20 protein-coding genes are annotated in these 23,673 nt (G+C 58.8%); 3 read left to right on the top strand and 17 right to left on the bottom strand.

The annotated features are described in order from the left end of the window. Nucleotides 1-182: 182 nt before the first annotated feature. Nucleotides 183-932, top strand: a complete 750-nt coding sequence (locus EPL03_RS18115) for a hypothetical protein (RefSeq protein WP_011222446.1) — start codon at nt 183-185, stop codon at nt 930-932. Between the two features lie 5 nt (nt 933-937). Here the strand turns inward: EPL03_RS18115 and EPL03_RS18110 are convergent, their stop codons facing one another. The 7 genes from EPL03_RS18110 to EPL03_RS18080 all read right to left on the bottom strand — a co-directional run bounded on the left by EPL03_RS18110 (nt 938) and on the right by EPL03_RS18080 (nt 5,756). Continuing rightward, a complete protein-coding gene (locus EPL03_RS18110; RefSeq protein ID WP_011222445.1) occupies nt 938-2,275 on the bottom strand; it encodes an AlbA family DNA-binding domain-containing protein in 1,338 nt (445 codons plus the stop codon). 231 nt (nt 2,276-2,506) lie between these two features. Next, entirely contained in the window at nt 2,507-3,367 is an 861-nt protein-coding gene (locus EPL03_RS18105; protein WP_004594516.1) for a hypothetical protein, read from the bottom strand. A 587-nt stretch (nt 3,368-3,954) separates the two neighbouring features. Then, the gene (locus EPL03_RS18100) at nt 3,955-4,212 is read right to left on the bottom strand and encodes a HalOD1 output domain-containing protein (protein ID WP_004594518.1); all 258 of its coding nucleotides are present in this window, start codon (nt 4,210-4,212) and stop codon (nt 3,955-3,957) included. An 84-nt stretch (nt 4,213-4,296) separates the two neighbouring features. Then, the gene (locus EPL03_RS18095; protein ID WP_004594519.1) at nt 4,297-4,626 is read right to left on the bottom strand and encodes a hypothetical protein; all 330 of its coding nucleotides are present in this window, start codon (nt 4,624-4,626) and stop codon (nt 4,297-4,299) included. 6 nt (nt 4,627-4,632) lie between these two features. After that, the gene (locus EPL03_RS18090) at nt 4,633-4,983 is read right to left on the bottom strand and encodes a hypothetical protein (RefSeq protein ID WP_004594520.1); all 351 of its coding nucleotides are present in this window, start codon (nt 4,981-4,983) and stop codon (nt 4,633-4,635) included. A gap of 156 nt (nt 4,984-5,139) precedes the next feature. Next, nucleotides 5,140-5,466 (bottom strand): DUF7558 family protein, encoded by a 327-nt coding sequence (locus tag EPL03_RS18085; RefSeq protein WP_011222441.1) that lies wholly within the window; start codon nt 5,464-5,466, stop codon nt 5,140-5,142. Then, on the bottom strand, nt 5,466-5,756 hold the full coding sequence (locus tag EPL03_RS18080; protein WP_004594521.1) for a hypothetical protein: 291 nt from the start codon (nt 5,754-5,756) through the stop codon (nt 5,466-5,468). Before EPL03_RS18080 ends, EPL03_RS18085 begins: the two co-directional genes overlap by 1 nt. Nucleotides 5,757-6,281: 525 nt before the next feature. On the opposite strand from EPL03_RS18080, the gene EPL03_RS18075 reads away from it, so the two are divergent. After that, entirely contained in the window at nt 6,282-8,261 is a 1,980-nt protein-coding gene (locus tag EPL03_RS18075) for a hypothetical protein (RefSeq protein ID WP_004594522.1), read from the top strand. 43 nt (nt 8,262-8,304) lie between these two features. On the opposite strand, the gene EPL03_RS18070 is transcribed toward EPL03_RS18075, so the two are convergent. The 8 genes from EPL03_RS18070 to EPL03_RS18035 are packed head-to-tail and all read right to left on the bottom strand — an operon-like array spanning nt 8,305 to nt 22,195. Beyond that, nucleotides 8,305-10,320: a hypothetical protein gene (locus tag EPL03_RS18070; protein WP_134671650.1), complete on the bottom strand. Its 2,016-nt coding sequence runs from the start codon at nt 10,318-10,320 to the stop codon at nt 8,305-8,307. Between the two features lie 39 nt (nt 10,321-10,359). After that, a complete protein-coding gene (locus EPL03_RS18065; RefSeq protein WP_004594534.1) occupies nt 10,360-14,730 on the bottom strand; it encodes a type IV secretory system conjugative DNA transfer family protein in 4,371 nt (1,456 codons plus the stop codon). Continuing rightward, on the bottom strand, nt 14,723-16,807 hold the full coding sequence (locus EPL03_RS18060; protein ID WP_004594535.1) for a VirB4 family type IV secretion system protein: 2,085 nt from the start codon (nt 16,805-16,807) through the stop codon (nt 14,723-14,725). Before EPL03_RS18060 ends, EPL03_RS18065 begins: the two co-directional genes overlap by 8 nt. Then, nucleotides 16,804-17,817, bottom strand: coding sequence for a hypothetical protein (locus EPL03_RS18055; RefSeq protein WP_004594536.1), 1,014 nt, complete (start codon nt 17,815-17,817; stop codon nt 16,804-16,806). Before EPL03_RS18055 ends, EPL03_RS18060 begins: the two co-directional genes overlap by 4 nt. Nucleotides 17,818-17,823: 6 nt before the next feature. Continuing rightward, nucleotides 17,824-19,197, bottom strand: a complete 1,374-nt coding sequence (locus tag EPL03_RS18050; protein WP_004594537.1) for a hypothetical protein — start codon at nt 19,195-19,197, stop codon at nt 17,824-17,826. Further along, a complete protein-coding gene (locus tag EPL03_RS18045; RefSeq protein ID WP_011222439.1) occupies nt 19,190-20,092 on the bottom strand; it encodes a hypothetical protein in 903 nt (300 codons plus the stop codon). Before EPL03_RS18045 ends, EPL03_RS18050 begins: the two co-directional genes overlap by 8 nt. Then, entirely contained in the window at nt 20,092-21,747 is a 1,656-nt protein-coding gene (locus EPL03_RS18040) for a hypothetical protein (RefSeq protein WP_011222438.1), read from the bottom strand. Before EPL03_RS18040 ends, EPL03_RS18045 begins: the two co-directional genes overlap by 1 nt. Before the next feature lie 25 nt (nt 21,748-21,772). After that, nucleotides 21,773-22,195 (bottom strand): hypothetical protein, encoded by a 423-nt coding sequence (locus EPL03_RS18035; protein ID WP_004594540.1) that lies wholly within the window; start codon nt 22,193-22,195, stop codon nt 21,773-21,775. 139 nt (nt 22,196-22,334) lie between these two features. Between EPL03_RS18035 and EPL03_RS18030 the strand changes: the two genes are divergently transcribed. Then, nucleotides 22,335-22,538, top strand: a complete 204-nt coding sequence (locus EPL03_RS18030) for a hypothetical protein (protein WP_004594541.1) — start codon at nt 22,335-22,337, stop codon at nt 22,536-22,538. Nucleotides 22,539-22,558: 20 nt separating this feature from the next. Here the strand turns inward: EPL03_RS18030 and EPL03_RS18025 are convergent, their stop codons facing one another. Beyond that, nucleotides 22,559-22,783 (bottom strand): hypothetical protein, encoded by a 225-nt coding sequence (locus EPL03_RS18025; protein WP_199242302.1) that lies wholly within the window; start codon nt 22,781-22,783, stop codon nt 22,559-22,561. 705 nt (nt 22,784-23,488) lie between these two features. Next, the gene (gene xseB / locus EPL03_RS18015; protein ID WP_011222436.1) at nt 23,489-23,671 is read right to left on the bottom strand and encodes an exodeoxyribonuclease VII small subunit; all 183 of its coding nucleotides are present in this window, start codon (nt 23,669-23,671) and stop codon (nt 23,489-23,491) included. Nucleotides 23,672-23,673: the final 2 nt, after the last annotated feature.

Here is a 23,673-nt window from a genome sequence, read left to right as displayed (position 1 = left end):
CCTTCACCCATTATGGGTGGAATAAACCTCTACAAGACGGTTCAGATATCTCGGAACCGATGGCGTACAGCGACCGAGTCTGATTCTTATACCAATGAACTGGCTATGCAGGAACTGGGGCGGCACTCAAGGCCACAACAGGGGACCGAATACATATTTATCTAAGGTGAGAGGGGGAGCATATGAGTGATTCACATCTTCGGCGTCTCCATGAACTCAACCGTGAATATCCGGCGGTTGATCGGTCGACATTATATCGCGAATACCACCTTCAGCGCTTCGATATGCTTAATTCAGAGGATGCAATTCCACAGCTCTTGTTCCATATTGTTCCTGAAAGTGCTCTTGATGGATCGCGTCTTGTCGATATCACAGAACTTGAGGAACTGCCTGTTCCCGCGACGTGTCGACCATCGTTTCGGCCCGATAGACTGTTTGAACACGCGGATCCGACATGGAACCATATTGTCGCTCGCTACGAGAATCGAAAAGACCTGAGTTCAGTGGCAACTCTGTATGATACTGGCATATATGAGGCCCGGGGGAGCGGGCTCTGCTATCCAACCGGTCATTCATACGACTGTGACTATGCAGTCAGTTCACAGGATCTTGAATTAAGTCTCGTCACCGTCCTCCAGTTCTATCGTGACGTCCTTCCTGATGAACACAGCGAGAAGGTGTATGCAATCCTCAGTGGGACAAATCTCACGAACGCGACAATAGACCAACATCGGCAGGTTGACCGGGTTGAAGCATTTCCTGAACCTAACCGCACCTCGCGCCTCACACCTCTCAGTCTGTCCGATGAAGACGGTATCCGTGACCAACTCACACCGCTTTTCCGACCATTATCAAACTCTCAGTTCGGATATCATCCCGGTTTCTATTACGATGATGAAGGTGCGTGGGAATTGGATGAACATCTAGAGTAGCGTTGTTACTGGCTTTGCATCCGGTCCAGCTCATTCTGGATTAGATCGGATGGCGGCTCGTAGAAATCAAAGATCTGGTATAGCGGTTGGGTCAAGGTCTCAACCACTTCCGGTAGAGCGTCTTCAAAATCTTGAACAGTGAAGCGTTGACTGGCCGTAACTGTCGCTTGATGTGATTCTCTTTCAATCGGAGGGAAAAGTCCACGGCGATTTTCAATTGAGCCCAGTGTTCGTCCCTCTAGTCCCGTCCATCGGGCTTGCACGGTGACCGACGTGTTTTCCTCACCGAGTTCTCGCCCCAACCGCTTCGCATGTAGCAAGCATTCACCGACTCGCCAGATTGGGAGAATATAATCCAAAACTGTACCTGGCTCAAGTTCATCTTTGCTGTCTTCCTGATAGCCACGAAGCAAGAACAGCATCCCGTCTGGGGATGCACGCCAGTAGTCTGCGTGCGCTGGGTCATCGAATGTTCCGCCGGTATACCACCCTTCGATTGTCTCATCGCGGGGATGTACCTGATCCTCGCTGATCAGCCACGCCGGCCACCCCGTTTCATGACCTTTCACCTCCCGTAGTAGATCTAAGAACTCAGAGAGAGATGGCTGATCAAACTCAGAATCCAGACTGTAAGCAAATGACCAGTACCCGTGACGATAGGGTGAATTATCCATATTTCCGTACTCGTCCATCACGTTGGCTTCCCAGTCTTCCCGCATAGCCTCAGTCCACGAAGCAAGCTGATCCAGCGGATCAATCTCTTCTTCACTTGCTCCTTTTTCGAACCCCGTCAGTACGGTTCGCATTCGATCTAACAGATCATCACGTGAGGCAGTGACACACCGCCGAATCAATTCGTCCCACTCACGTCCTGTCTTCGGTGCTGCACTTTCTGGCCCTGGCCGCCTAATATAATATGTGTTGTAGGTAACGTGTTGGTCTTCAGGGCCAGCACTGTCTGATCGAATCGGCACCCGATGGTCTCCCGGTACATCGATAATTGGAAAGACTTCACCAGATTCTGGATGTTCAATATGGTATACTTCACAGTGAAACTGGGGCTCAGCAAACTTCTCAACGATCCCATTAATCGTATCTTGATCGTAGTGGTCAATCGGATGTGGTCGAGATGGATCCGGTTCCCATGATTCACCGACCTCCTCATATCCAATCAAAATCTGACCCCCACCAGAATTCGCTAATGCGAGCATCGCTTTTGCTACGTTTGCCTTGTCCACATTATCAGACAGATCAAGCCAGCTTTTGATTTCACGATGGACCTCTTCTCGTGGATTACGCAATAGATCCTGCCACCGCTGATCCACGTCTCCCGATTTAACCATATTCCCTCTATGTTTCTAGTCAGCCTAAAAACCTCTCTAGGCGGTAGTTGCTTTTTATTTCGGACGGATACACGCGGTTAGCGAATTCCCGAATTCTGACATACATCTCAGCTCGGTTCTTGAGGTTGTGGCTGCGCGCGCAGCGACCAGCGGGAGCGAGCACGGAGCGGTGGGTGGGGCGGTGGGGCCTGGGCCGGTCCGGCACTCACGAAAAAAGAAAGGGCGTTGCCCCTACTCCTCCCACCAGCGGCGGTCGCGTTCTGGGAAGACGATCATACTGTCGTAGGTCACGGCGAGTGAACATCGTCCCTCGTACCAGTTCTTCTTAACCGCCCGCATTCGGACGGTGTCCCCTTCTTGGACGAAGGCAGGCTCCGATTTTCGCCACGAGGTGAACTTGATTTTCCCGGTGTCGTCCGCGACCAAGCCCACTTGAGCGATCTTCCGGCTGGAAGCATCCCAGAGCTGAACGACTTCTCCTTCGATGCTCACCTCATCCGTCTGCACGTCCGGGACGTCCTCGATCGGGCAGATGGCGCCGGGGGCCGCCTTGAGTGCATCCATCGTGTCGAACACTGCTTTGGTGATGTCTTGCCCCTTGGCGACCCGCTTTGCGAGCGCCCGCGAGACGGCCGCCCGACTGTGACCGGTGCGAAGCCGCTGTGCCATCCGGTCTGCTTCCTGGTTCACCTTCGCCAGCTCCATCCGGGAGAGACGCTCTCGCGGATCCGTCCGGTCCGGGGTGCGTTCCGCCCGCTTACGCTGTCGCCGTTCGGTGACGACCTTGCGAGTTCGCTTCGCCCGCCCGTCTTGGGTGCCGAGTTCCGCCTGGGCGCTGATGTGGTCCAGTTCGGCCTCCCGGGCGCGAATCTTCTCTTCCTGCGCGAGGGGCAGGTGCGAGAAGTCCTGGACGATGCCGTCTGGGTGGTTGGAATCCACCTTCGCCTGCTTTTCCTGCTGAACCGTCGCTCGGAACTCCGGTTTGTCGTCGACGACCTTGAAGCCGTCCTCGTCGACGCCGGCGTCTTCGGTTCGTTCGAATGCCTGTTCATCCACCGTAACGACCTTGCGACTCGAGTTGTTACTTGACATTGGTATCCTCCAGATACCACTGAAGGCGCTCGTGCGCCGCCACCGCGATGCCCCTAACATCGCGGTTTTCCGACGACGTCGACGACCGATAGCACCGACTGCGCGCTCTCGCTCGCGCCTTCGCGAGCGCCCTACCGGGCGCGAGCGAGAGCGCGCCCGAGTGCGGCGACCCCAACCAGCACCGCGCGCCGACCCGCCCGGAGCGAGCGGCCAGCGGAGAAAGCGTGGGGGGTGAGCAGCCACGCCGCGCAACCCCCCGCGCTTTCCCGCTGGCGCCGAGGGCACATTCACTTTAGCCCGGCAGCCCGCCCGCTACCGCAGGCAGGCAGCCCGGAATGGTCGGTCGCGAGCGACGCGGAGGGCGGCAGCGGCGAGCGGGGCGGGCCGGTACGGACACACCTGTCCACCCGGCTGCGCCGCTCGGATGGTCATTCACCGTCCTGGCGGACTCAGAAAGGGCGAGGCCGCCTCGGTCGTCCCCCGACCCCGCAAGCACCGCAGGGACGAGGAGCGCAGCGGTGGTCGCGGGATGCCGAGCGGCCGAGGGCTTTCAGGGAGTGTCGCTGTCGACGAATTCGATCGCGCTACTAATCCGGTGCCCCGGCTGGCTCGTCGAGAAGGACATCGACGCCGTCGTGGGTGACGGCGAGTTGGATCCCCTCCACGGTGAACCGGACTTCCACGTCCCCGGCTGAGGATGCGAGAAGCTGCTCGAGTGCCTCGACGTCAACAGCGTCGTGGAGCTGATACGAGTCGGTGGGGAGCCCGTGGGCTTCCAGTGTCTCGACGATTTCAACGAGTAGATCGGGGGATGGATCTGAGTCTCTCGGGGTGGAGGGTGCCATTATGGCCTCGACGGGTAGATAGGACGAACAGGAGTTAAAAATGGGGGCTCGACGGCCTGTCGCTGCGGCCTTTCAACCGGTCCCTCAGTGGTCGTCCTGTGCGTTTAGCTCCTCGAGAAACCAGCTGGCTGCGGTTCCGATCCGAACGCCGTCGACGTTGCGCATCTCAAGGCCGTTCGTGGCGGTCCGGAACGGCTCGTCGTCGACGAGGATGCGGTTGATGACTGTCCGGACCGACTCCGTTCCGTATCTGTCGACGAGAGCCGCGACCGCCGTATCGAAATGTGCATCCTCGTGCTCGGTTCGCGGGTTCTGCGCCCGGTAGATCACGAGGTCAACCACATCGTCGACCGATGCGTGCTCGGGATTCCCGGTTTGCTCACGAACATTATAGTTGGCCTCTGTATCAGGCATTGCGAGTCACTCCGCCGCGTCGTCCGTATCGGTCGTCGCCGAGTCGGTTTCTCGTTGCTCACGGATTGCAGCCAGCGTCTCCTCAAGCGTACCCACACAGCCGATCGCTGCGAGCTCATCGGCAATCTCGTCGATGAGTGCGGCTCGCTCGACGGCAGTCTCGTCGCCGGCGGTCCTGTCGATCGATGCGACGCGAAGCGCCCGCGTTTCGTGCCAGCCACAGTCCCAACAATCGCGGGTCACCTCGATCTGCTCGTCCTCTTCCGCTGCGAGGACGGCGTCGGACAGCGACGTCGACAGGGGCCGGTCTGGTCCGACCTCGAGGGTGACGGGGGACCCGCACGCGGGGCAGTCCATAGTCATCCCGAGGAGCGCCCGTCTGTTGAAGATAGCGGAGCAACGAGACAGCGACACAACCAGCGCTGCTGAGTTCGCGGGGTGGGACAGCTACGGACAACTGTGACCCTCCCGCAGTGGTCGCCGTACCACTCGCGTCGACGACCGCTCGGCGGGTCAGTCAGAGACGATGTGTGCCTCGAGGTCGCGTGTCCAGTACGTTGCTGGCCCGCCTGGACTACACCGCGCACAGACCTGTATCGGGCCTTCGAGATGGCCGAGTTCGATTCGAAACCGTGTGAGCGCTGCGAGCGCGTTGACGACGAGGCCACAGCTGTCACAGGCGTAGTGATCACGATCATCGGGATCCGGCGTCTCTTGGATCGCACAGTCGACGCAAATCGGGTGGTTGACCCGCTCTTCCTTCCCCCACGTGTAGGCGATCCCAGTCTCTATCCCGGATGGAGCCTCGCAGAAGGCACAGCCGGCCAGCGTCTGCTGCATCACCCATCACCCTCGCCGGCGTCCCGGGCGGCCGTCCAGCCTGTGTGGAAGACGGCGAGCTGCTGCATCGATTCGAACGCTGTGTTGCTGGGCTCGTGAACGAGGAGCCGCTGGTCGACGACCGGTGTGACTGTCCCGGCATCGAGTAGCTCTCGAACCAGCTGGCGGGCCGTCTCGTCGTCAAGATCCGCCGTCGATGGTGACCGCGCATCCCGATCCTGAGCGAGCAATTCCGCTTCGAACCGTTCGTGATCGTCTGCCGTATCGTCGTATCTATCCGGACCAGACATACAAATCAGGGGCAGCACAGGAACCGCCCCGCACCCACTCGGGGGCACAATAAACAGTCGCCACAGTCACCATTCTCAGTCACGATGTCGATCTGCTCCTTCACCCTCCACGCCCCACGCCATCGTCCGGGTGGCAGCCTACTCTCGCTTGGCCAGCGGCCTGGCATCTCGGCCCTGGTGGCCGCGAACATAACTTTGGGCCGCCACCCCCACCACATATCGGTTGATTTTCCTGCTGTCTAGTGGCACAATTCGCCTCCAAATCGCAAGACAGCAATACCTGACACCAGATTTCGGGGGCTGTCCGGGAACTCCCTCGTCGGTGAGTCTGGTGTCTAGTGCTGCCGTCCTACGATTTGTTGACTCAGCACGACTCTCAGCATACCTGGTGTCTAGGGGAGGTCGTCGCTGGTGTCAGGTTAACTGTTCGGACGATTTAACCGAAATGGCCCTGTCGAACTCTGAAGAAAGTGAAAGAAATTCTGGTGACAAACGCTTTTCACCCTCTTTTATATACTGTATAGTATGTCTGAAAATGAGAAAAGCTTCTTCGAGTATACCGAGTTTTATTCTGACTCAGAGACTCAGGATCCCGAAGAGGTTATTCAGGATCGTCAAGACCCGGAGATAGCGTACGCTCACATATGTAAAATCGCAGGGACAATCAACGCAGGGTTGGATGCGGTACCTGAGGACCAGCGGGATACTGTAAAGGTGTACTCGGTCGTGGATCTTTTCCGAGCAACGATGCAGTATATCGAGGAGTTTGGATCCTATTTCAGATATCTCATTTTGAATAAGGAATCCTATATTAATGAGATTATCCGGACTTCAAGCGGAGATATACGGCCACTCTTTGAGGCTATTCTGGAGGAGGAACTTGATGGGTATCTTGATAAACGAGATGTTGAGGCTGACTCGAATGAGGTTCTGAGTTTGATCTTTGGGTATCAGGCGGTGCGAGAGGGAGCGATTAGTTTCTCAGAGGAAGAACTGGAAGATGTTCCAGTTGATGTTGGGTTGGCTGATATAGAGATTCACGAAGGTGAGGGTGAGGATATCCCTGAGTCGATGGAGATGGAGTTGTTAGTCGAGGATTCGATTGAGAATCTGAGAAATAAACTCAAGAATATTGCTGTCTTCTATTTGAATTTCCGAGAGGCGTACAACGCCGTTAAACACGGCAATCGGGTTACGGTTGGTGACAGTACTGGGTTTGAGCTCGGGAATGACGAGTTACTCGATGATCGAATTGTTCTCGATGATGAAGTCATTCAGTTCCTGTGTAAGTACTCTGCTGATTCACAGGATGGTGAGCCGTATCTGCTGACTATTCCTCGATCGATTCTGGAAGAGAAGACTCTGAATGTCGTCGAAGATGTGTATACTCTCTATACCCAGGCATATGATGTGGCGACTTTAGATGAGGGTGAAGAGATTAATCTCAGCTTCTGGAAGTCCACCGGTGGTGGTGGCCAGGATGAGAATGATTTGATACATATCGCTAATCCTGATTCTCGGATTCTATTGCCGAGAAATGTAATGCCGGATGTAATTGAGGATTTGCAGGTTCCAGAAAAGTCAACAGTAGAGTGGATCGGTAATTGGTCTCTTGCCGGCGACACGCTGGAGTTTGAGGTAGAGTTTGGTTCGGAGCCTACACCTGAGCATCCAATCCACGTTGAGATTAATTGGGAGAAGACTGCCGATGATATCCACGAATTCGGAGAAGGCCAGTTCAATTTTAATGTTGATCCTGATGATCTGAGTGTTGAGCAATACTTTGAGATGCTCAAAATCCAGGATAAGGATGATATCCGGAGGGTAGAATTTGAATTCCCAGATTCGGATAAGACGTATCAGCAGCGGCTTGAGGAGCCTTTCGAAGGTATCGATTTACCTGAGCCCGAGGATCGTGATATCCTCGAGTTTGTGAAACGTGTGGGGTTGGCGACGGATACTCGGATTCCTCTTCCGGAGTTTATCACGGAGAAGCATCGGGAGGTGTACGATGACTACAAGGATTCCGATTTGGACTCTGATACAGCAGAGGAGATTCTTTCTGAGCTTCAGGAGCGAGGTGAAAAGGTTCGGCGGTCATTAGTGGGTGTTGCTGTCTGGGAGGGTGATTTCTCGGATGTAGATGTTGATGAGGATGAGCCGGCACACGCTGAGGATTTAGGCGAGCTCCGTGCTATAATGGGTTTGAGCGAATCTCAGGATGCGGATGATATGGAACGTTTTCCTGGGGAAGTACGCTGGACACACCCTGAGTCGACGAAGTATACACCTGATGAGTTACTTGATAAGCTGCGAGAAGGGTATGGGGAGACGGTCGGTGAGCTCCAGCGTTCGGAGGTTGATAGGGAGGAGGCTGAATCGGAGTTTAGTCATCGGATTCGTTTCGGGCACGAGACTATGTGGGGAACCTTTGATAAGCACGTTATCGATATCTTCCCAGTGTCTGAGGGGGCGTTTGATAGAGAGGATTCGCCGGAGACGTGACTGTTGAGGTAGTTTAAGATTTGATGCTGAGTGAGTGAGATGTCTACCGATTGGATGAAATGAACCTTCTCGCCCTGTCAAGTGGGGATCGATTCTCGTCCTGGTTTCCCTGATTTGGCTCTTGCTCGAACTCACGTTCTTCGAGAGCAGCCTCTAGCCGATCACGTTCAGAGCGGACGGTAGCGAGCTCCGATTGGAGATGGTTGACCTTTGTTTCCAGCCCCTCGATTTGCTCCGATTTCTCCTCCAGTTCAGATTCGAGACGCTTGATTTTCGCTGTCAACAGACGGTTCTTTTCGCGAAGGTGAGCCCGGTCCAAGTCACCAGGTCGATCGTCACTCGTAGGAGATTCGGGGGGTGACTTCGATTCATCGTCAGCTGCGTTCTCCTCGGGCGTGACCCGCTCGCGCCCGTGGTTCAGGTCCGTGTCTTCGATGGCTTCTAGCGTCTCGTTGTAGGTTTCGTACCCGGGGAATCCCTCGTAGGTTCCTTCCTCGCCCTCACGATCGACGAACGCATTCTCCGGACAAATCTCGAGCGCGACAGCCGCTTTCCGAACGGCCCAGAACGGCATCTGGTCGTAGGTCCCGCCGTCGACGCGGTCCGATCCGGCCTCTGGAACCCACACCGGAATGTCGTAGCCGGCGCTCCGCAGTTCGTCGACGGCAGCCCAGTAGTCCTCCCCGTCGAGGTCCGCATCGGCGGCGGAGATAATCCCCGTCGCGAGCGCCATCAGCTTCGCCGGCCCGCCCCCGGCGTTAACCTTCGAATCGCCGAAGGTATTGGCCTGCTCGTCGACGAAACAGGATTGCCCGCTCTCACTGTGGCGCCAGCACGGGTCGAACTGCGGCCGCGGCTGGTTCGGATCCGTATCGTAGGCATCGCTCGCGTAGTGACGGGCAATCTCGGTGATGTCGATATCCTCGACAGCCTCGTAGACGTCCTCTTTGAACGGCGTAACGGGACGGCCTTCGAGGGTACCGTCGAGTTCTGCCATTCGCTCTTCGCGTCGCTGGAGCGCTGCCTCACGCTGTCGCTGGCGCTCCCGTTCCCGCTCACGCTCCGCTTCCACCCATTCCTCCAGCGTGGCCTGCCACCCCCCGTGGTCCTCGTACAGGTCCGGCCAGAGCGTCGCGACAAGCGAGTCGACGCAGTCCGTGTGCTCGACTCGCGTGAGGTCATCGGCCCAACTGACCGCCTGCTCGAGGAGTGCGTCGTCGACACCCTCGAACGGACGGAGTTCGTAGCGGACGTTGTCGGTCGCGATGGGCGTGACGACGGCATCGTGGTCGGCGTGGATCGAGAGTGGCGGCTTGTACTGGCGGTTCTTGTTGTTCACCCAATCGGGCTGAATGACGTCGCCGGCGCCGTCGACGCGCTCGTTCACGCGGGCCTCTGCCTTCTGGAGCCATGCGTTCGAGCGGTCGAGGAACTCGTTGAACACCCGTTCGAGCGCATCCGGATCGTCATTGAAGTGGTCCGCAATTGGTAGTGTGGCCTCCGGGGCCCCAAAGACGTACGCGCCCCCGACGGAGTCCAGCGCATACACCGCCTTCCGCGTGCCGTAGAGCGTTGCATACTCGTCGATGTAGGCGTCGAGGGTACGCTCGACGAGGGCACGCGTCTCGCCATCCAGGTCGCCTCGCTGCGGCTTGATGTCGTCGGCGAGGTCAATATCGCCCCAGGTGGGAACTGCCCGGAGGTCGGCATACCCGGGGGTTGGGGGCTCATCCTGCCAAACGGTCGTCCCCTCAGACTCGTCGTAGCGACAGGGTTCCCACTGTTGGAAGGCGGTCGGTGTCTTGTAGGTGGTGACGGCATAGAGGGTCCGGTTGAGGCGGTCGTGAATCTCGTCGTAGTCACGATCGAGGCGGGCAACCCGTCCGCGCTGCGGATACCCGGCCTTAATCGCCTCGACGTCGTCGTGGTCGCGTTTGATGTACCATCCGACGAAGTCGTTCAACCCGATGGTTGGATAGTTCTTGACAGTCGCCAGCGCCTCGTAGATGGGTTTGGCACGACGGTAGTGCTCGCGGATGGCTGCCTCGGAGAGCGTCATTTCGTGTGCTCCTGCACCTCCTGAGCGGGAGCGAAACGACTACGCACTGGCATCATTCGGTTCCTCCTGGTCGCCGGCGTCGTCCAGCTCGATTCCGACGTAACAGCGTCGCGTCTGACCGTCCAACCACTTCTTGTCACGCTCGAACGCAACGTGGTCGCGAAGCGTACGTGTGAACCGGTTTTTTGGCTTCACCTCGTACTCCTCGGCCGTCGCATATTGCTCGTACGCATCGTAGACCTCAGCGACCGCGACGACCCCGTCGCCGGATTTAACGATGCTATCGCGGACGAATGCTTGGATGCCGAACGGATCGTTCTCGTGGTCTTCCTGCTTCATAGATTGCTTATCGGCAGGTTCGTCTGGCTCCACACCTGCCAGATGGAGTTCATTGTTTTCGATCGCCTCAATGAGCCCAGCAAGGTCTTTGGTCGCGTCAGAGTCTCGAGTGTAGAGCTCGAGATTCTGCTCATCCTCGATGACACCTATCGCATACGAATCATCCGTGTACTCCGGAACGGGTAGGTCGGTACTGGGCACGAACGGGCGCTTGACAGGTACCCAATCCGCTTCGAACGCCTCACGTGACTCGTAGGACTCGGGAAGTTCTCCCGGCCTAAAGACGGTGTATGACTCGCTCTCGGCGTCGTAGCTGTACGTCGCCGGGAACTGATCTTTCGACACAGCGTCGAAGGAGTCGATCCGGGCGTGCTGGTCTCCGGCACTATCCTCGAGGACGAACGCACCGTCCCGCTCGAACCAGCGGGTGTGGCGACTACCACCAGTGGCCGGTCGGACGGCCGTCACTCCATCCGCGGCTCGCGCACCACCGTTGAATGTGACGTTGTGGTTCATCGTATACAGCCGTGTTTCCCCGGAGGAGAGCTGATTTCGCGGCTCGCTGAGGATTTTCGCAAGCCGGTCGGCAATCTCGTCAGCCGGCTGATCGTCGTGGTCTGCGACGACGAACAGCGGGATTCGCTCCTGTTCCTGGGCCTTCCGGAGGTTCGTGAGGACCTTCGCCGGCCGGACGTGGGTGGTGGTTTCGACCTCCACCTGGAGCTCCCGGTCGAGATCCGGATGCGTCGCGATGGCATCGGGGCGGGACTCCCCGTTCTGATCGAGGACCTCCACGGAGAACCCCGCAGTTGCGAGGGATTGCTCGACCGTTTCAAGGACTGCATCGTGGTGCTCGCCCCCGCCGGTCGGTGATGTCGACGTGTCGGGCGCGGCTGCTTGCTCACCCTCGTCTGTGAGCCGACACTGCACCGACGAACCACCGTCCGGGAGATCGACCTCGATGAGCGAGGACGCCTCCCTCACTTCTGGTAGTGTCTCGTAGCCCTGCGCCTCGATGGTGTCTTCCTCGATGCGCGAGAGCAGTTCCTCATCGACGTCCTCGACGGAGACCCAGCCGTTCGTCTCACGTACGTCGTTCGACAGCTGGACGGCGCGAATCGCACGGGCCATCGCGACTTCCAACGGTAGGTCATCCGCGTTCTCCAGAGCGACGTCAGTCGCAGCGTCACGGCTCTCCACGGTCGTCCCGCCGGCGACCCCGTACTCCTCGCGGGTATGCTCGTGGACGGCGTCCAAGGCGTCTTGGAATCGCTCTTCTTGCGTCCCGGTCAGTGGCTGCTCGCTATCGGGATGACCGGGTGGAATCGGAAGGGGTTCGATACTGAACGGGTCGGGGCCGGTTTCGCCGAACTCTGGGCTCGGGAGCTGTGCGATCCACTCGCCACGCGGGAGGGAACTGATCCGATTCTTGAACTCGACGGGATCCATTGCCTCGTGTGAGAGTGCCTCGGCGATGTCGGCGTCGACGGCGATCTTCCCGACGAGCGGACTGCCGATGTTGTTCAGGACGTTCAGGTAGACCTCGCGGTTGCCGGCCTCCTTCATCTGCTCAGGGAACTGCGTCACGAGTTCGATGGATAGCCGGAACTCCCGCCCCTTTTCGAGCAGCGTCGTCAGCGTATCAGAGACGACGACCGACGACGCTTCGTCGATGAGCAGGTTCGCCACGTAGTCGTCTGGCTTGCGGGCCAGCTCGTCGCCGTCGCGACGCTTGACAGCATCGTAGAGCTGCGTCAGAATGACGCCGGTCATCACACGGGCGGCCTCGTCGCGGAGATCGCCGAGGTCGAAGATGACTACTTTGTCCTCGTCGAGGAGGTCGCGGAAGTCGAACTGTGACTCGGTATTGTTGAAGATCCGCCGGAGATGGGCGTCCTGCGTGATGTAGTCCATCCGGTTGCTGATGCCGCTCACGACGTTCGAGAACGTCGCCGGGTTCGAGCGCAGGTGTCGCTCCAGTTTCTCGGCGACCTGCGGGTCGCTGGCTCGCGGTGCATCTTCGGGTGTCGAATCTGGTGGCCCGGCGGCGTGGAACTGGGTCACCGCCTGCTCAAACTGGTCGTGGGTGAAGTAGTTTGTATCCTGCCGGAAGTGTCCGTTTTCGAGGCCGTACTCCTCGTCGTACATCGCCTTGATGAGGTACTTGATGAGCGTCGGCGAGGCGATGGCGTCCTCGTACCGCTCCGGCCCCATCACGAGCTTGATGAGCTCCTCGTAGTGGTCGGCCTTGTCCTGAATCGCGTCGACGCGTCGGACGCCGTCCTCCAATGCCGGCGTGATGTCGAAGAACGCGAAGCCAGGCAGGATGTCGGGCACCGAGAAGTGGAGGACGTTCTCCTCGAGGTCGTCGGTGCCGAAGCGCTTCGCGTGAGCCCGCATATAGTTCTCGGGGAAATTCCCGCCCTTGGAGTCGATGATGAACACTGGCCCGTTCGTCTGGTCGTACAGCGAGAGGGCGTCGTTTTCAAGCGCGACCGATTTGCCGGCGCCGCTCTTCGCGAACCGGCCGACGTGGAACGGAAGTAGATGCGGGGGAATCCGCATCGGCTCCGACGTGGGCGTACCGTCTTCCCCAAGACCGCGGCCGATCGCCATCCCGGCGTCCGTGAACGCATCCATGTGGTCCTGCGCCGGGAGTGGCAGGGGCGTCCGGCTCTCGGGTTCGGCGTCGGACCCCCGCCCGCCCTCGGTCGTGAGGTCAGTTGCCGGCGGAACGACCACGAAGTTCGCCAACTCAGCCGGCCCGAGGACGAGATCGGGGCGGGTCTTCCGCCAGTCGCTCTTGGTAGCCAACGTAGCGTTGAGTACCCGGTCGGCGTGCTTCTTGGCTCGCCGCCCCTTTCGAAGCCCACGGCGGATGCGCTTCGGTCGGAGCCGATAGTGCGGCCCGTTCAGGTGATCGAATACCGACCCGATATCATCGAGACGATGGTCAACCCGCTCTCGTTGTCGGTCGGAGGTCACGAGCGAAAGTGCCCGCATATTCACCGTGAACGTGTGCTGTGGCTCCTTCTCGTCGATAGCCTCGACCCGCTCTCGCCCACCGATGTCGAGATACCGACGCTGTCGCCCGGTGTTCGACGGACTCTGTGGTTCGTTCTCTGTGTTTCCGAGGAGTTCTCCGAAGAACCAGTCGACGACCCGGTCTTCGCCTTCACGGAGCTTCCGCTGGCGCTCTCGTGCCTCGTGCGTCCAGTCCGATTTCCGCTGAAAGAGTACCTGGAACGCGATCGGGTGTTCGGCCCGGGTCAGCTGATCGATGAGTGACGCGAGCGGGGCCCGAGCGTGATCGTCATCGTCGTCTTCCGTATTCGTGAATTGGGGTAGTGTCGTCATCCAGTCTTCCCGCCGGGTAGCCTGCCCGTGCCAACTGATTCCGAGTGGGGTCGTCTCATCGACGGTCGGTTGCGTATGAGCCGGCTGGTGATCGGCATCGAGTTCGGAGTCGGACGGACCAGCCGCTGTGGACTCGTCACTCGAATCGGCCTCGAACAAGACTTCGTCCTCGTCCTGCGACATAGTGCTCTCCGACAGCACACTTCCGCCATCACCGACCGGTTCCTGCCCCGTCGAATCGAAGAGAGTCACGGGCTCTGAATCCGAATTCGGGTCTCCGGAGAATTCCTCAGCTGTCCTGGGGTTCATTCCGTGGCTATCGTCACCTCCGGCACTGTGGTCCTGAGACGGGTCTGCTGTCGATGGGAGTAGCTTCGTTTCCAAGTCAAGGGTGACCCGCTCGAACGTGACGGTCGGAGGATACAGCGTCCGGAGGCGTTCTTCGAAGGCATCTAACCGGCGGTCGGCCCCGTAATAGAACTCGACCGGCTCGTCTGCCCCCTCACTCACTGCGAGGAACTCGAACACCGGTGGCGGATCGCCGAAGGGACCGATACTTGCGAGAAGTCCGTCGTTGCCAGCGTCAAGGCCGTGGAGGCCGGCCAGTTGACGGACTACGGTCTCCGGCGCGAGATCGCTCCGGGAGGGAGTGATCCGGATGTACTCGTCGCCGTTAGCCACTGACGGGATTTCTGACGGGGTCTGTTCAGTCATCCTCCTGAGTGGTAGTGCTAGTTGGTTCACCGCCGTCGGCACGCGTTCCGGCGGGTCGGCTATCTGGATTCGTCACGCTCGTCGTCGGCTCGGGTTCAAGCTCGGCCACGTCCGCAGCGCCGCCGTCGATAACGTGAGCCTCGTAGTCACTTGCCCGAATTCGGAGTGGGAACCATCCCTCCTGGTCGATACCGACGAGCGCCTCAGAGTAGCCGTCCTCGTCTTCCCCGGCCTTCGCGGAGGTAACCCAGTTCACCTGCCGCTCGCTGAGGTCGAACCACTTGGCGATCTTCTCTTTCTCCTCATTGACGCGGTGGAGGACGGTCAACGAACAGAGGTTCGCGATGGTGCGTGCCTCCGGCGTCAGCGCGAATTCACCCCCCGTTTGCGTGATGAATTCGAGGCTCAGATCGAAGTGGCGGCTGTGCCGGACGGCTGTCTCCAGGAAGTCCAACGAGACGGCGTCGTTCATCAGGTAGTGCGCCTCGTCGATACAGAAGACGACGCGCTTGTCGGTCTGTTTGACCCGCTCGTAGACGCTGTTGAACAGCACCTGCATCATCAGGCTGGTCTCCGCCCGGCCACGGGTCCCCTCCTCCTGGTGGAGATCGAGGTAGATGACCTTCGAATCGAGGTCGAACTCGGAGGGGCGAGCCAGATTCTCGAGTTCACCGCCCTCGCGGAATGACGGTCGGAGGTCCTTGAGTAGCGACTGAGCATCGGACTGGACGGCTTCCTGCTCCCCATCCGTGACGTAGCCGTACTCCTCGGGGTCTTCGACCATCTCTTCGAGGACCGTGATGACGTCGTGGATGGTGGGCGAGTCCCGGGTGTGCGTCTCTGGATCGCGGGTGATCCCGCGCTTCTCGTAGGCTTCTTGGACGGCCCGCCGGAGCGTCTGGTTGCGCTCGCCGAGTGGATGGTCTGCGACGTGCTCGAAGAACGTCGCGAAGAAGGTCATCACCCAGTTGATCTGCTCGCCCCACGGGTCGATGTCGTCGACCTCCTGCAGGACGTGGTCGGGCGTCGGTTTGATTTCCAGCGGGTTCAGCCCCCGCCGGCCACCGACCGTGATCCGCTCGCCATCGAGCGCCTCGTTGACGCCGGCGAACCCCCGCATCGGGTCGAGCATAATGACGACCGTATCCTCGTCGAACATCGCCCGCCGCACGAGCCGGAGCTTCGTCGCGAAGGATTTGCCTGCGCCGAGCCGGCCGATAACCATCATACAGTAGCCGGTTTGCCGTTTGAATCGGTCGAGGATGAGTGGACTCGAATTCAGCGCGTACGTCCCGTATTCGATACCGGGTTCCGCAAACGCACCGGAAACGAAGGGGAACATCGCGCCGACTGCCCCGCCGAGCATCGGCGTCTTGCTGTCGAGCGTCTCGTTGAACTGATCCAGGGCGATCGGGCTCGCTGAGGTGAACGTCTTCAGCTGTGACCACCGGGGCGTCACCGGCGTCAGATTCGCAGGCGCTTGTCGGGCTGTCGTCGACACCGACTCGGCGTCGATGTTCTCGCGATCGTTGCCCCTGACCGTGAGATACATCGAGACGTCGAACGCCTGCATCGTCGTGTTCCGAAGGACGTCGTACATCTCCTGGTGGTCCTCGAGGTCTTTCTCGACGCCCCGGGCGCTCGCACGATGCTTCTCGGTCAGGTACTCGTAGTCGGCTTCGAGGTCCTCGATCTTGTTCTCCAGCGAATCCAACGTCTCTCGCGTATCACGAGGATCGATGTGGATGCTGACATCTGTCTGTTGGGTCTCGGCGGCCGCGTACAGTTTTTCGAGGAAGCCATCCATCGGAGCATCGGGATACTCACCGACCCACAGACTCTGCGCCCACTGGGTGTCAGTCCGGAGGGCGCTGGGCGTTCGCTCGATACTCGACGGCGAGACGACGGTCTGATGGATCTCGGGGATGCCGTCGACTGCCTCACCGTCGGCCTCGTAGTCCACGGTAAACTGTGATTCAGCATCTTCCCCCTCTTCGTCGGGGGCCTCGTCTGCGGTCGCCTCGTCGTCAGTTTCTGAACTATCCGAGCCGGTGAAGGGCAGCAGGTTTCCAATCATGACTTGTTGATGACGGGGGACGTTCGAAGCACCTGTTCGGGGTCGCCGTACTCGATTTCCGTGCCGGTCCAGTATTCCGCGATGAGGCGGGTGAGTTCGGCCGCATCAACGGGGCGCGTGTCACACCCCTCGATGCCGCGGAGGCCGCGCTCGACCCGCCGGCGCCGCTCGTCCAGTTCCTCGAGCATCGCGGCTCGCTCTTCCTCCTCCGGCGGCGCCGTGACAATCTGGATGAGGATGCCCAGTACGGGGATCCTAGCGAGCTTTTCGAGGAGGCTGGCCCGTTCGTATCGGACCTCCTCAGGTCGTACCGGAATCAGGACGTAGTGGTCGCGAATGGTCATCTGACGCTGCGCCAGCTCCCGGTCGTACCAGTCGACGTAGTGTTCGATGAGCGCCTGGAGTTTCTCGTTCGATTTGACGTCCGGGTCGCTCAACCGGTCTTCGTACCGCCCGACGTACTCGTCGGCGGGGAACGCCTGCGTCGTCGAGTAAATCTGGATCGGGAACTCGACGGTCGTATTGACGAAGTCCTGGAAGGCCTCCGCCTTCTGGGCCCACTCCTCGTCGGTCGCGAGCGCCATCGTCGGTGGCGACACCTGAACGGCTCCGACAAGAGCCCGGTCCGTCCGCTCGATGGCGTCTTGTCGCGGGTAGACGCGCTCGACGTGAGTGTACTCCTTCGCCTCCTCGTGGGCGATCTCCGTCTCGCTGCGGTGGAAGTTCACGAACAGACCGAGCCAGTCGAGACTGTTGGTGTAGCCGGGCGTGAGGTAGACGAACAGCCCACCGAAGGCGATCGCAATCGCTGCGAGGGGGATCGTGAGGGCGGACACCGGAATGCCACGAACGGTGAGTGACGGTGGGATAACGACCTGCGTCACCAGGACTACCAGTACACCGGGAAGACCGGCGACGGCGAGGTCCGTCAGCGAGTACTTCCCGAGGAACTGGGTGTCGGTACCGAGTGACTTCGGAATTCGTTTCGCGGGGTCAGTTGCGGAGCTCATGGGTTGTTAGTGGATATAGCGTGGCGGGTCATCTGCTGAATCTGGATTCCGGTTCCGAGTCTGGGGGTCCCGGAACGCATCGTCTCGATCGAATTCCTCGCCTCCGTCGTTCCCACTACTATCCTCGCTGGTGGTGGAGCCGGCCGTAGAATCATCATTTCCGCCGCCGAGGTTTCCGCCTCCGCTGTTTCCTCCCCCTCCACCGCTGCCGTCGGTGATCGCTTCACGGAGGCGAGAGCCAGTCGTATTGAGTCGTTGGCCGGTAGAGTGGGCTCTCGAATCACCAGAGTTCAAGACGTATTGGCCACCGCTCTTGACTGCGGGCTCATCGCGCACTCCTCGAACGAAGTTTCTCCCACCCTGTTTGGCCGATTGGACTTGTTCACGCCCTCTAGACAACCGACTACGGGCCTTCTCAGCAGACATATGCCTGGCCGCCCTGTCGGCGATGAAGAACAACGCCCCGGCCTGCCAGAACAAAACAAACGGAGAGGCAACGGCGAGAAGCGGGATAACGAGTGCCGTCAACCAAGCCCCGAACTCACCGGCTGAGGGGCCGAAGCTCGTCCCCAAGATGTCCCCGAGACGGAACAGGAGAGCAACTGGAACCGTCATAAACAGGAAAGGGACGTAGAACCCGGCCAACTTCTTCATGAATTTCGAGACTAGGGCGAACGGCCCGACGCCAGGGATCCAGAATACAATGAGTAGTGGCATCAGGAACACAAATAGGTAGAGTGCCAGTTGTCTCGCTAGGTAAATCAGGCCGATCAACACGAATAGGAGCAAATTCGTTGAGAGAGCGACGACCGTGCCGAGCACGCCCATCCCAGTGAACGACAGCGTCTGGAATAGCGAGATTTCTGACACCGAGGGGACGAGGAACCCAGCCAATGCATCCATAAACCGCAACGATAGCGCTGAGATCCACCACCACGACAAGATACCGAGCAGTCCAGCGAAGGCGCGTTTCTTGAGCTTCGAGCGATGGTATCCGTTGAACAAGTGGCTCGTCGATTCAAGGAAAATGACGATTCCAATCGAGAGGCCGTACAGCGATAGCGAAAGCGGGATAATCATCTCCCAGTAGTAGTCATAAATTCCGGGCCACGCTGCGTTCGTCGGCTGATTGAACACCGAATCTGGATGGGGAGTACCCACCACTGTCCGCAAGACTGCATCACCGTGATTCTCTATGACGGTCTCTATAGGGCTGAAGAGTATCTCAAGGAGTTCTTGGATAGCGCTGATGATAATGTCTCCAAGAGCACCTCCATCGCTGCCTCCGTCACTTTGAGCTAAAACCGGAGCAGTGCCCGTAGTCAGTAGCCCGAAAAAGACGAAGATAGAGCGAACTAGGAATCGGACGGGACTACGCATTGTCTCCACCCCCGTCCAGTAGTTCAATCTGGACGTCTTTACACGGGTGTTGGATTGCGCCTTGATCGTCGATGTGGTATCCACCGGACAGTTCCGCCCGAATCGGTTGCTCAATATCTCCGTGTGGGGTCTGAACAACAACGGTTAATTCTGCAGTATCACTCTCACATGAGACATCGTCGTTGTCATCGATGACGAGAACACCCCGTTGTTTCAGGAATTCCCGTTCAGTACCGGGGCTGAGGAATTCTTCGCTCGCCTCCGGACGCTCGAACGTGGTATCAGCAACGCCGTCTCCTTCGATTACCTCAGGTGCGTTCCGATACGGCGCATTCCGGAAGCCAATATTATACACCCAAGAGGGACCAGTACCGACGTTCTCGACCGTCACAAAGAGCCGACCGCTACTGTAGCCATCATCTTCATCGAACTCCGGTTCGACATCGACGATCTGGATATCGGGCCGAAGCTCCAGGGACATCGACTCAGATGTCTCGCCCGAAACGGCGACTAACTCGTACTCGCCGGCAGAGTACGTCCCACCAGTCTTGAAGACAATCTGTATTTCGACTCTTGTAGCTCCCTGTGCAACGGTTGACTGTTCGAACGTAGTACCATCTGGACCAATCAGATTGAGTTGGTCGACATCGTGATCATCAGCCAGCGTCACCACAAGGTTGGGTCCCGCGAAGCTGATTTCCTCAAATACCGAATCTGTAGACGGCGACGTAGAGGACGAACCTGTTGGGGATTCAGTCTGGTTGCCGGGACCATCGGTTCCGGAACACCCTGCTACTCCTGCAAGCAGGGCTGTTCCAGACGAAGCCAAAAGACGGCGTCGACTAATCCACCGTTCCGAATTCCGGTCATGGGATTCTGAATGTTCTCTGATCATTATAGTGACCTCCACGGGGGCCAGATACGCCACCCTGTAATCCGATCGATGAAGAACACTGCAAGGAGGAACAGCGAGACGGGAACGCCGATCCGGAACAGCGTCGACACCAACTGGAGCACTGAGCCTTGCAGCAGGACAGTATCCGAGTCGCCGGTATAGCCGGGAGGATTGAGCCACCAGTGGCCGGGTTCGTATCGGGCCGACACACCGCCAGGGGAACGTTCAATCGTCGTCGTGACGGTTCCGTTCCCGGTCGTGTTCACCCGCTGCCCGTTGACGACGACGTAGCCGTCCCGTTCGTCGGTATTGATTGGTGCGCCGGTGTTCGCGTTCTGGAGGGTCACCCGGACGGTGACCGTATCTTCGGTCTGGTTCACCACCTCCAGAGAGAGGTTGCTCTCGTCGATCTGGATTCGAGCGAACTCATCGGCGGGCCGTTCTGCCTCAACCCCTCTGACGAGCCCCCACGCACGGACAGTCTCGGGCTGTTCGTCGGTCGTGGCCCGCGTCGCGATGCCGTAGCTGGCCGTGTACGACTCCGTGAGAACATCCAGGTGAACGTTCGACGGGAGCGTCGGCGGCGACGTCGACGTCCCGTACACATCCAGTATCGTCACGTTCCGGCGGGGCGACGGCGTCGGCCCCGTCTCGATGGGGTACGCGTTCACCTGGAGTGGATGGAGCGGTGAGTGGGCGGTCCGCTGTCCGTCGTCCGAGCTGTAGACCAGCGTATCCCAGTCCTTGTCTCGGGCTGAGTAGAACCGCCAGACACCTCGGACATCACCGTTGGGCAACTGGTAGCCGAGCCACGGCTGGTTCTTGTAAACGACGAGGCCGAGATCACCGTTCGGATACTCCGCGATGAACCCTGATACCGCGAGGTCATACTTCGTGACCTCGATGGAATCGGTTACCGTGACGGTCTCGGTCGGGTATGAAACGGAACTCTCCCAGTTGGTACAATCGCCTTCGTCGTTGTGAGCGGTACAAACTTCGACCTCCTTCCGAAGTCGGACCGAGATATTCGCCTGGAGCGTGAGCTGGTGGTCCTCGCCGGCGTATCCATCCAAGGAGTACGACAGTGCCGGCGTGTGGGAACCACCAGCCGTCGTCTCCTCGTCGCCGTCGACGAGGAGTCTCGTCTCCTCAACCTGATGGCTCTCCAGACTCCAGTAGACACGTCGATCGCCGGAGGTGTCGTCAGGCGGCACCGCCACCCGGTAATCGACGGTCCCGCGGAGCGTCCCGTCTGGAGCGACGTAAAGCGGCTGTCTAGACGACGAGAGGCGCGCTCGGGTGGACGGCTGAACGGCGAACACCTCAGTATAGGCTTCCTTGATGAACTGGTCGCTGGTGAGGTCCGCATCTGGTGGATGGATCGACACGGAGCTGTTGGTCGCCGGGAACTCCGAGTGGTCGCCACGGTTCCATCGCTCAACTGCACGCGGGGGCGAATCGAACGGGACATCGGTCCCCTCGCCAAGCTGCTCGACCGCCGACCCGTTACTCAGATTCGCACCGTCGGTCGCACCGTCTTGATCCCCCGACCACAGTTTGTGAAAGGTCTCCTCCGGAACGCCGTGGTCAGTACTATTCGGGGGATGGGCGCCCACTGGAACGGCGGCTGTCGATGCGACGAGGACGGCGGACATGACGAGTGCGAATCCTGGTGCGTGGTTAGAATCCACAACTCGTGCCACCGACCACGATGTTGTTCAGGATGAACTGGACGATCTCCGTCCCGAGGGGGGCGACGATCACGCCCCAGAGCAGGCCCTGATTCCGGACAGATTTCATCTCCTTCTTCCAGTCCGAGCGACGGGTGAACGGGATCGCCACCGTCGCGCCGAGCGCGAGGACGCCGCCGATGAGCGGCCCACCGAACTGGATGATGGTGAAGATGTTCTGGATGGTGTCGGCCATGTTCGAGTCGCAGAATGCGCTCCCCGGATCCGACTGTGCGGCCGCCGTCCCCACGAACAGGATCAGCGGGAGGAGCGCCAGCAGAATCGGGCCGATGGACCTGTGGATGATCCGAATGACGGACGTCGATTCCTCAGTACTGGCCGGCGTCTCGCCGGAGGGGACCTTAGCACACATCGTTTGTGGGAAAGGATAGCACGACCAAAAGAGGTCAGAAAATTTGAATGAATTTGTAGATCTTCAAAGTTCTCCAAGTTCTCTAGAGAAGTTCTCATTCTACTGGGATATATGCGACCGCATAGCCTGGGTCGAACTAATGTCAGACGCGGACACAGCAACCAGCGCCAGCAACTCCGACTCGGATGTTAGCGACGATGTGGCCCGAATCAATATGCGAATCCCGCAGGACAAATACGAGTGGTTACAGGAAGAACTCGACTCATTCACGAGTGATACAGGCCGATTCCAGTACCTCATCCAGTTCTATTCCGACCACAAAGAAGATGACACCGACTGCTGATCTGCGACCCACAGGGCGACTTAGACCTGCAGCGGAGCAACGATGAGAAGCGGGCAATCCTCGCCCTCGAAATAGTACTGCTTTACCGTCGTCGCGTCCTCGAACTCGTCCGCATCCTCAGGAAGGGTGATCGTGCGGGCGCTGCTGTGTTCGTGGATCGAGTAGATGCCGAGTTCGGAGAGGTCCTCACACTCGGCGGGATCCAGTTCTCTACTGACCGCCTCCAACCACGCTTCAACTGACACGGAGGACCGCTCGTCCGTATCAGTTTCACGGGGGGTACTGCGGGGACTGGCTTGTGCCATGATACATTTGCACATACTTGCGTCTTATCTACTAAATACTGACGGCCAATGACTTTCTTAAAATCTGACTATGTAACTAATGAAGTGTTTGTCTGACGCCGACCGAATACACGTTAAGAAACGCTATTCTGAGGCGTTGAGACACGCTTGGATATCAGCACCAGTCGGAAAAGTCAAAATCACGAGAGGAACGGCGACAAGCGACCACCCGACTGGATCCAACTGTGGAACCGGATTCGACGAGAGATAGGCTCCAATTCCGAGTACGACAATAGGGGTATAGAGGAGAGTCGGCGCGATCGAACCGAGTCGGATAGCGACCGTCGGAGCAGACGGGGCGTAAACGGCGTCAACGTATGGGCCACGTCGATTGACACCGAACGAGACTGATTCCGCATAGAGCCTGTGGACGGCGTAGTGTGCGGACTCATGGAGGATCCACGCTACACCACACGCGAGTAGGTAGACGCCGAATATCAGAACCGTCTCATGGAACATTGGAACTACCGTCGAACGGTTCGAAATGGGAGGACATCGCAGATAAGCCTGAAGGGTAACCGTGGCTAGCGACCTTAACCAACAAGCTCGTGAACAACGGCAGGCTGTTGGTTAACGCGGAGAGACAGTCGATACCGCTGCCGTTCCTCATTTGATCTCGATGACCTCGCCCTGGCCTTCGTGGAGTCGCTCGCGGATTTCAGTTAGTAACTCCTGCCCTTCCTCGTACAGCTCACTCCCTTCATCAAGTGACACCTCATCCGCGTCGAGTTGGTCGATAATCTCTTCGATTCGGTTCATCCGACTCCTGATGTCCGTGTCTTTTGCCATCG

The sequence above is a fragment of the Halorussus halobius genome, assembly GCF_004765805.1.
Taxonomy (GTDB): domain Archaea; phylum Halobacteriota; class Halobacteria; order Halobacteriales; family Haladaptataceae; genus Halorussus; species Halorussus halobius.
The sequence above is the reverse complement of the archived record's forward strand: the minus strand, read 5'-3'. Positions and strand labels throughout refer to the sequence as shown.

Coding starts and splice junctions, on each gene's coding strand:
- EPL03_RS18080 (WP_004594521.1), bottom strand. CDS start 5,756: ATGTCTGGTCCGGATAGATACGACGATACGGCAGACGATCACGAACGG.
- xseB (WP_011222436.1), bottom strand. CDS start 23,671: ATGGCAAAAGACACGGACATCAGGAGTCGGATGAACCGAATCGAAGAG.
- EPL03_RS18110 (WP_011222445.1), bottom strand. CDS start 2,275: ATGGTTAAATCGGGAGACGTGGATCAGCGGTGGCAGGATCTATTGCGT.
- EPL03_RS18050 (WP_004594537.1), bottom strand. CDS start 19,197: ATGCGTAGTCCCGTCCGATTCCTAGTTCGCTCTATCTTCGTCTTTTTC.
- EPL03_RS18035 (WP_004594540.1), bottom strand. CDS start 22,195: ATGTGTGCTAAGGTCCCCTCCGGCGAGACGCCGGCCAGTACTGAGGAA.
- EPL03_RS18075 (WP_004594522.1), top strand. CDS start 6,282: ATGTCTGAAAATGAGAAAAGCTTCTTCGAGTATACCGAGTTTTATTCT.
- EPL03_RS18045 (WP_011222439.1), bottom strand. CDS start 20,092: ATGATCAGAGAACATTCAGAATCCCATGACCGGAATTCGGAACGGTGG.
- EPL03_RS18065 (WP_004594534.1), bottom strand. CDS start 14,730: ATGACTGAACAGACCCCGTCAGAAATCCCGTCAGTGGCTAACGGCGAC.
- EPL03_RS18030 (WP_004594541.1), top strand. CDS start 22,335: ATGTCAGACGCGGACACAGCAACCAGCGCCAGCAACTCCGACTCGGAT.
- EPL03_RS18100 (WP_004594518.1), bottom strand. CDS start 4,212: ATGGCACCCTCCACCCCGAGAGACTCAGATCCATCCCCCGATCTACTC.
- EPL03_RS18095 (WP_004594519.1), bottom strand. CDS start 4,626: ATGCCTGATACAGAGGCCAACTATAATGTTCGTGAGCAAACCGGGAAT.
- EPL03_RS18085 (WP_011222441.1), bottom strand. CDS start 5,466: ATGCAGCAGACGCTGGCCGGCTGTGCCTTCTGCGAGGCTCCATCCGGG.
- EPL03_RS18115 (WP_011222446.1), top strand. CDS start 183: ATGAGTGATTCACATCTTCGGCGTCTCCATGAACTCAACCGTGAATAT.
- EPL03_RS18040 (WP_011222438.1), bottom strand. CDS start 21,747: ATGTCCGCCGTCCTCGTCGCATCGACAGCCGCCGTTCCAGTGGGCGCC.
- EPL03_RS18105 (WP_004594516.1), bottom strand. CDS start 3,367: ATGTCAAGTAACAACTCGAGTCGCAAGGTCGTTACGGTGGATGAACAG.
- EPL03_RS18060 (WP_004594535.1), bottom strand. CDS start 16,807: ATGATTGGAAACCTGCTGCCCTTCACCGGCTCGGATAGTTCAGAAACT.
- EPL03_RS18090 (WP_004594520.1), bottom strand. CDS start 4,983: ATGGACTGCCCCGCGTGCGGGTCCCCCGTCACCCTCGAGGTCGGACCA.
- EPL03_RS18055 (WP_004594536.1), bottom strand. CDS start 17,817: ATGAGCTCCGCAACTGACCCCGCGAAACGAATTCCGAAGTCACTCGGT.
- EPL03_RS18070 (WP_134671650.1), bottom strand. CDS start 10,320: ATGACGCTCTCCGAGGCAGCCATCCGCGAGCACTACCGTCGTGCCAAA.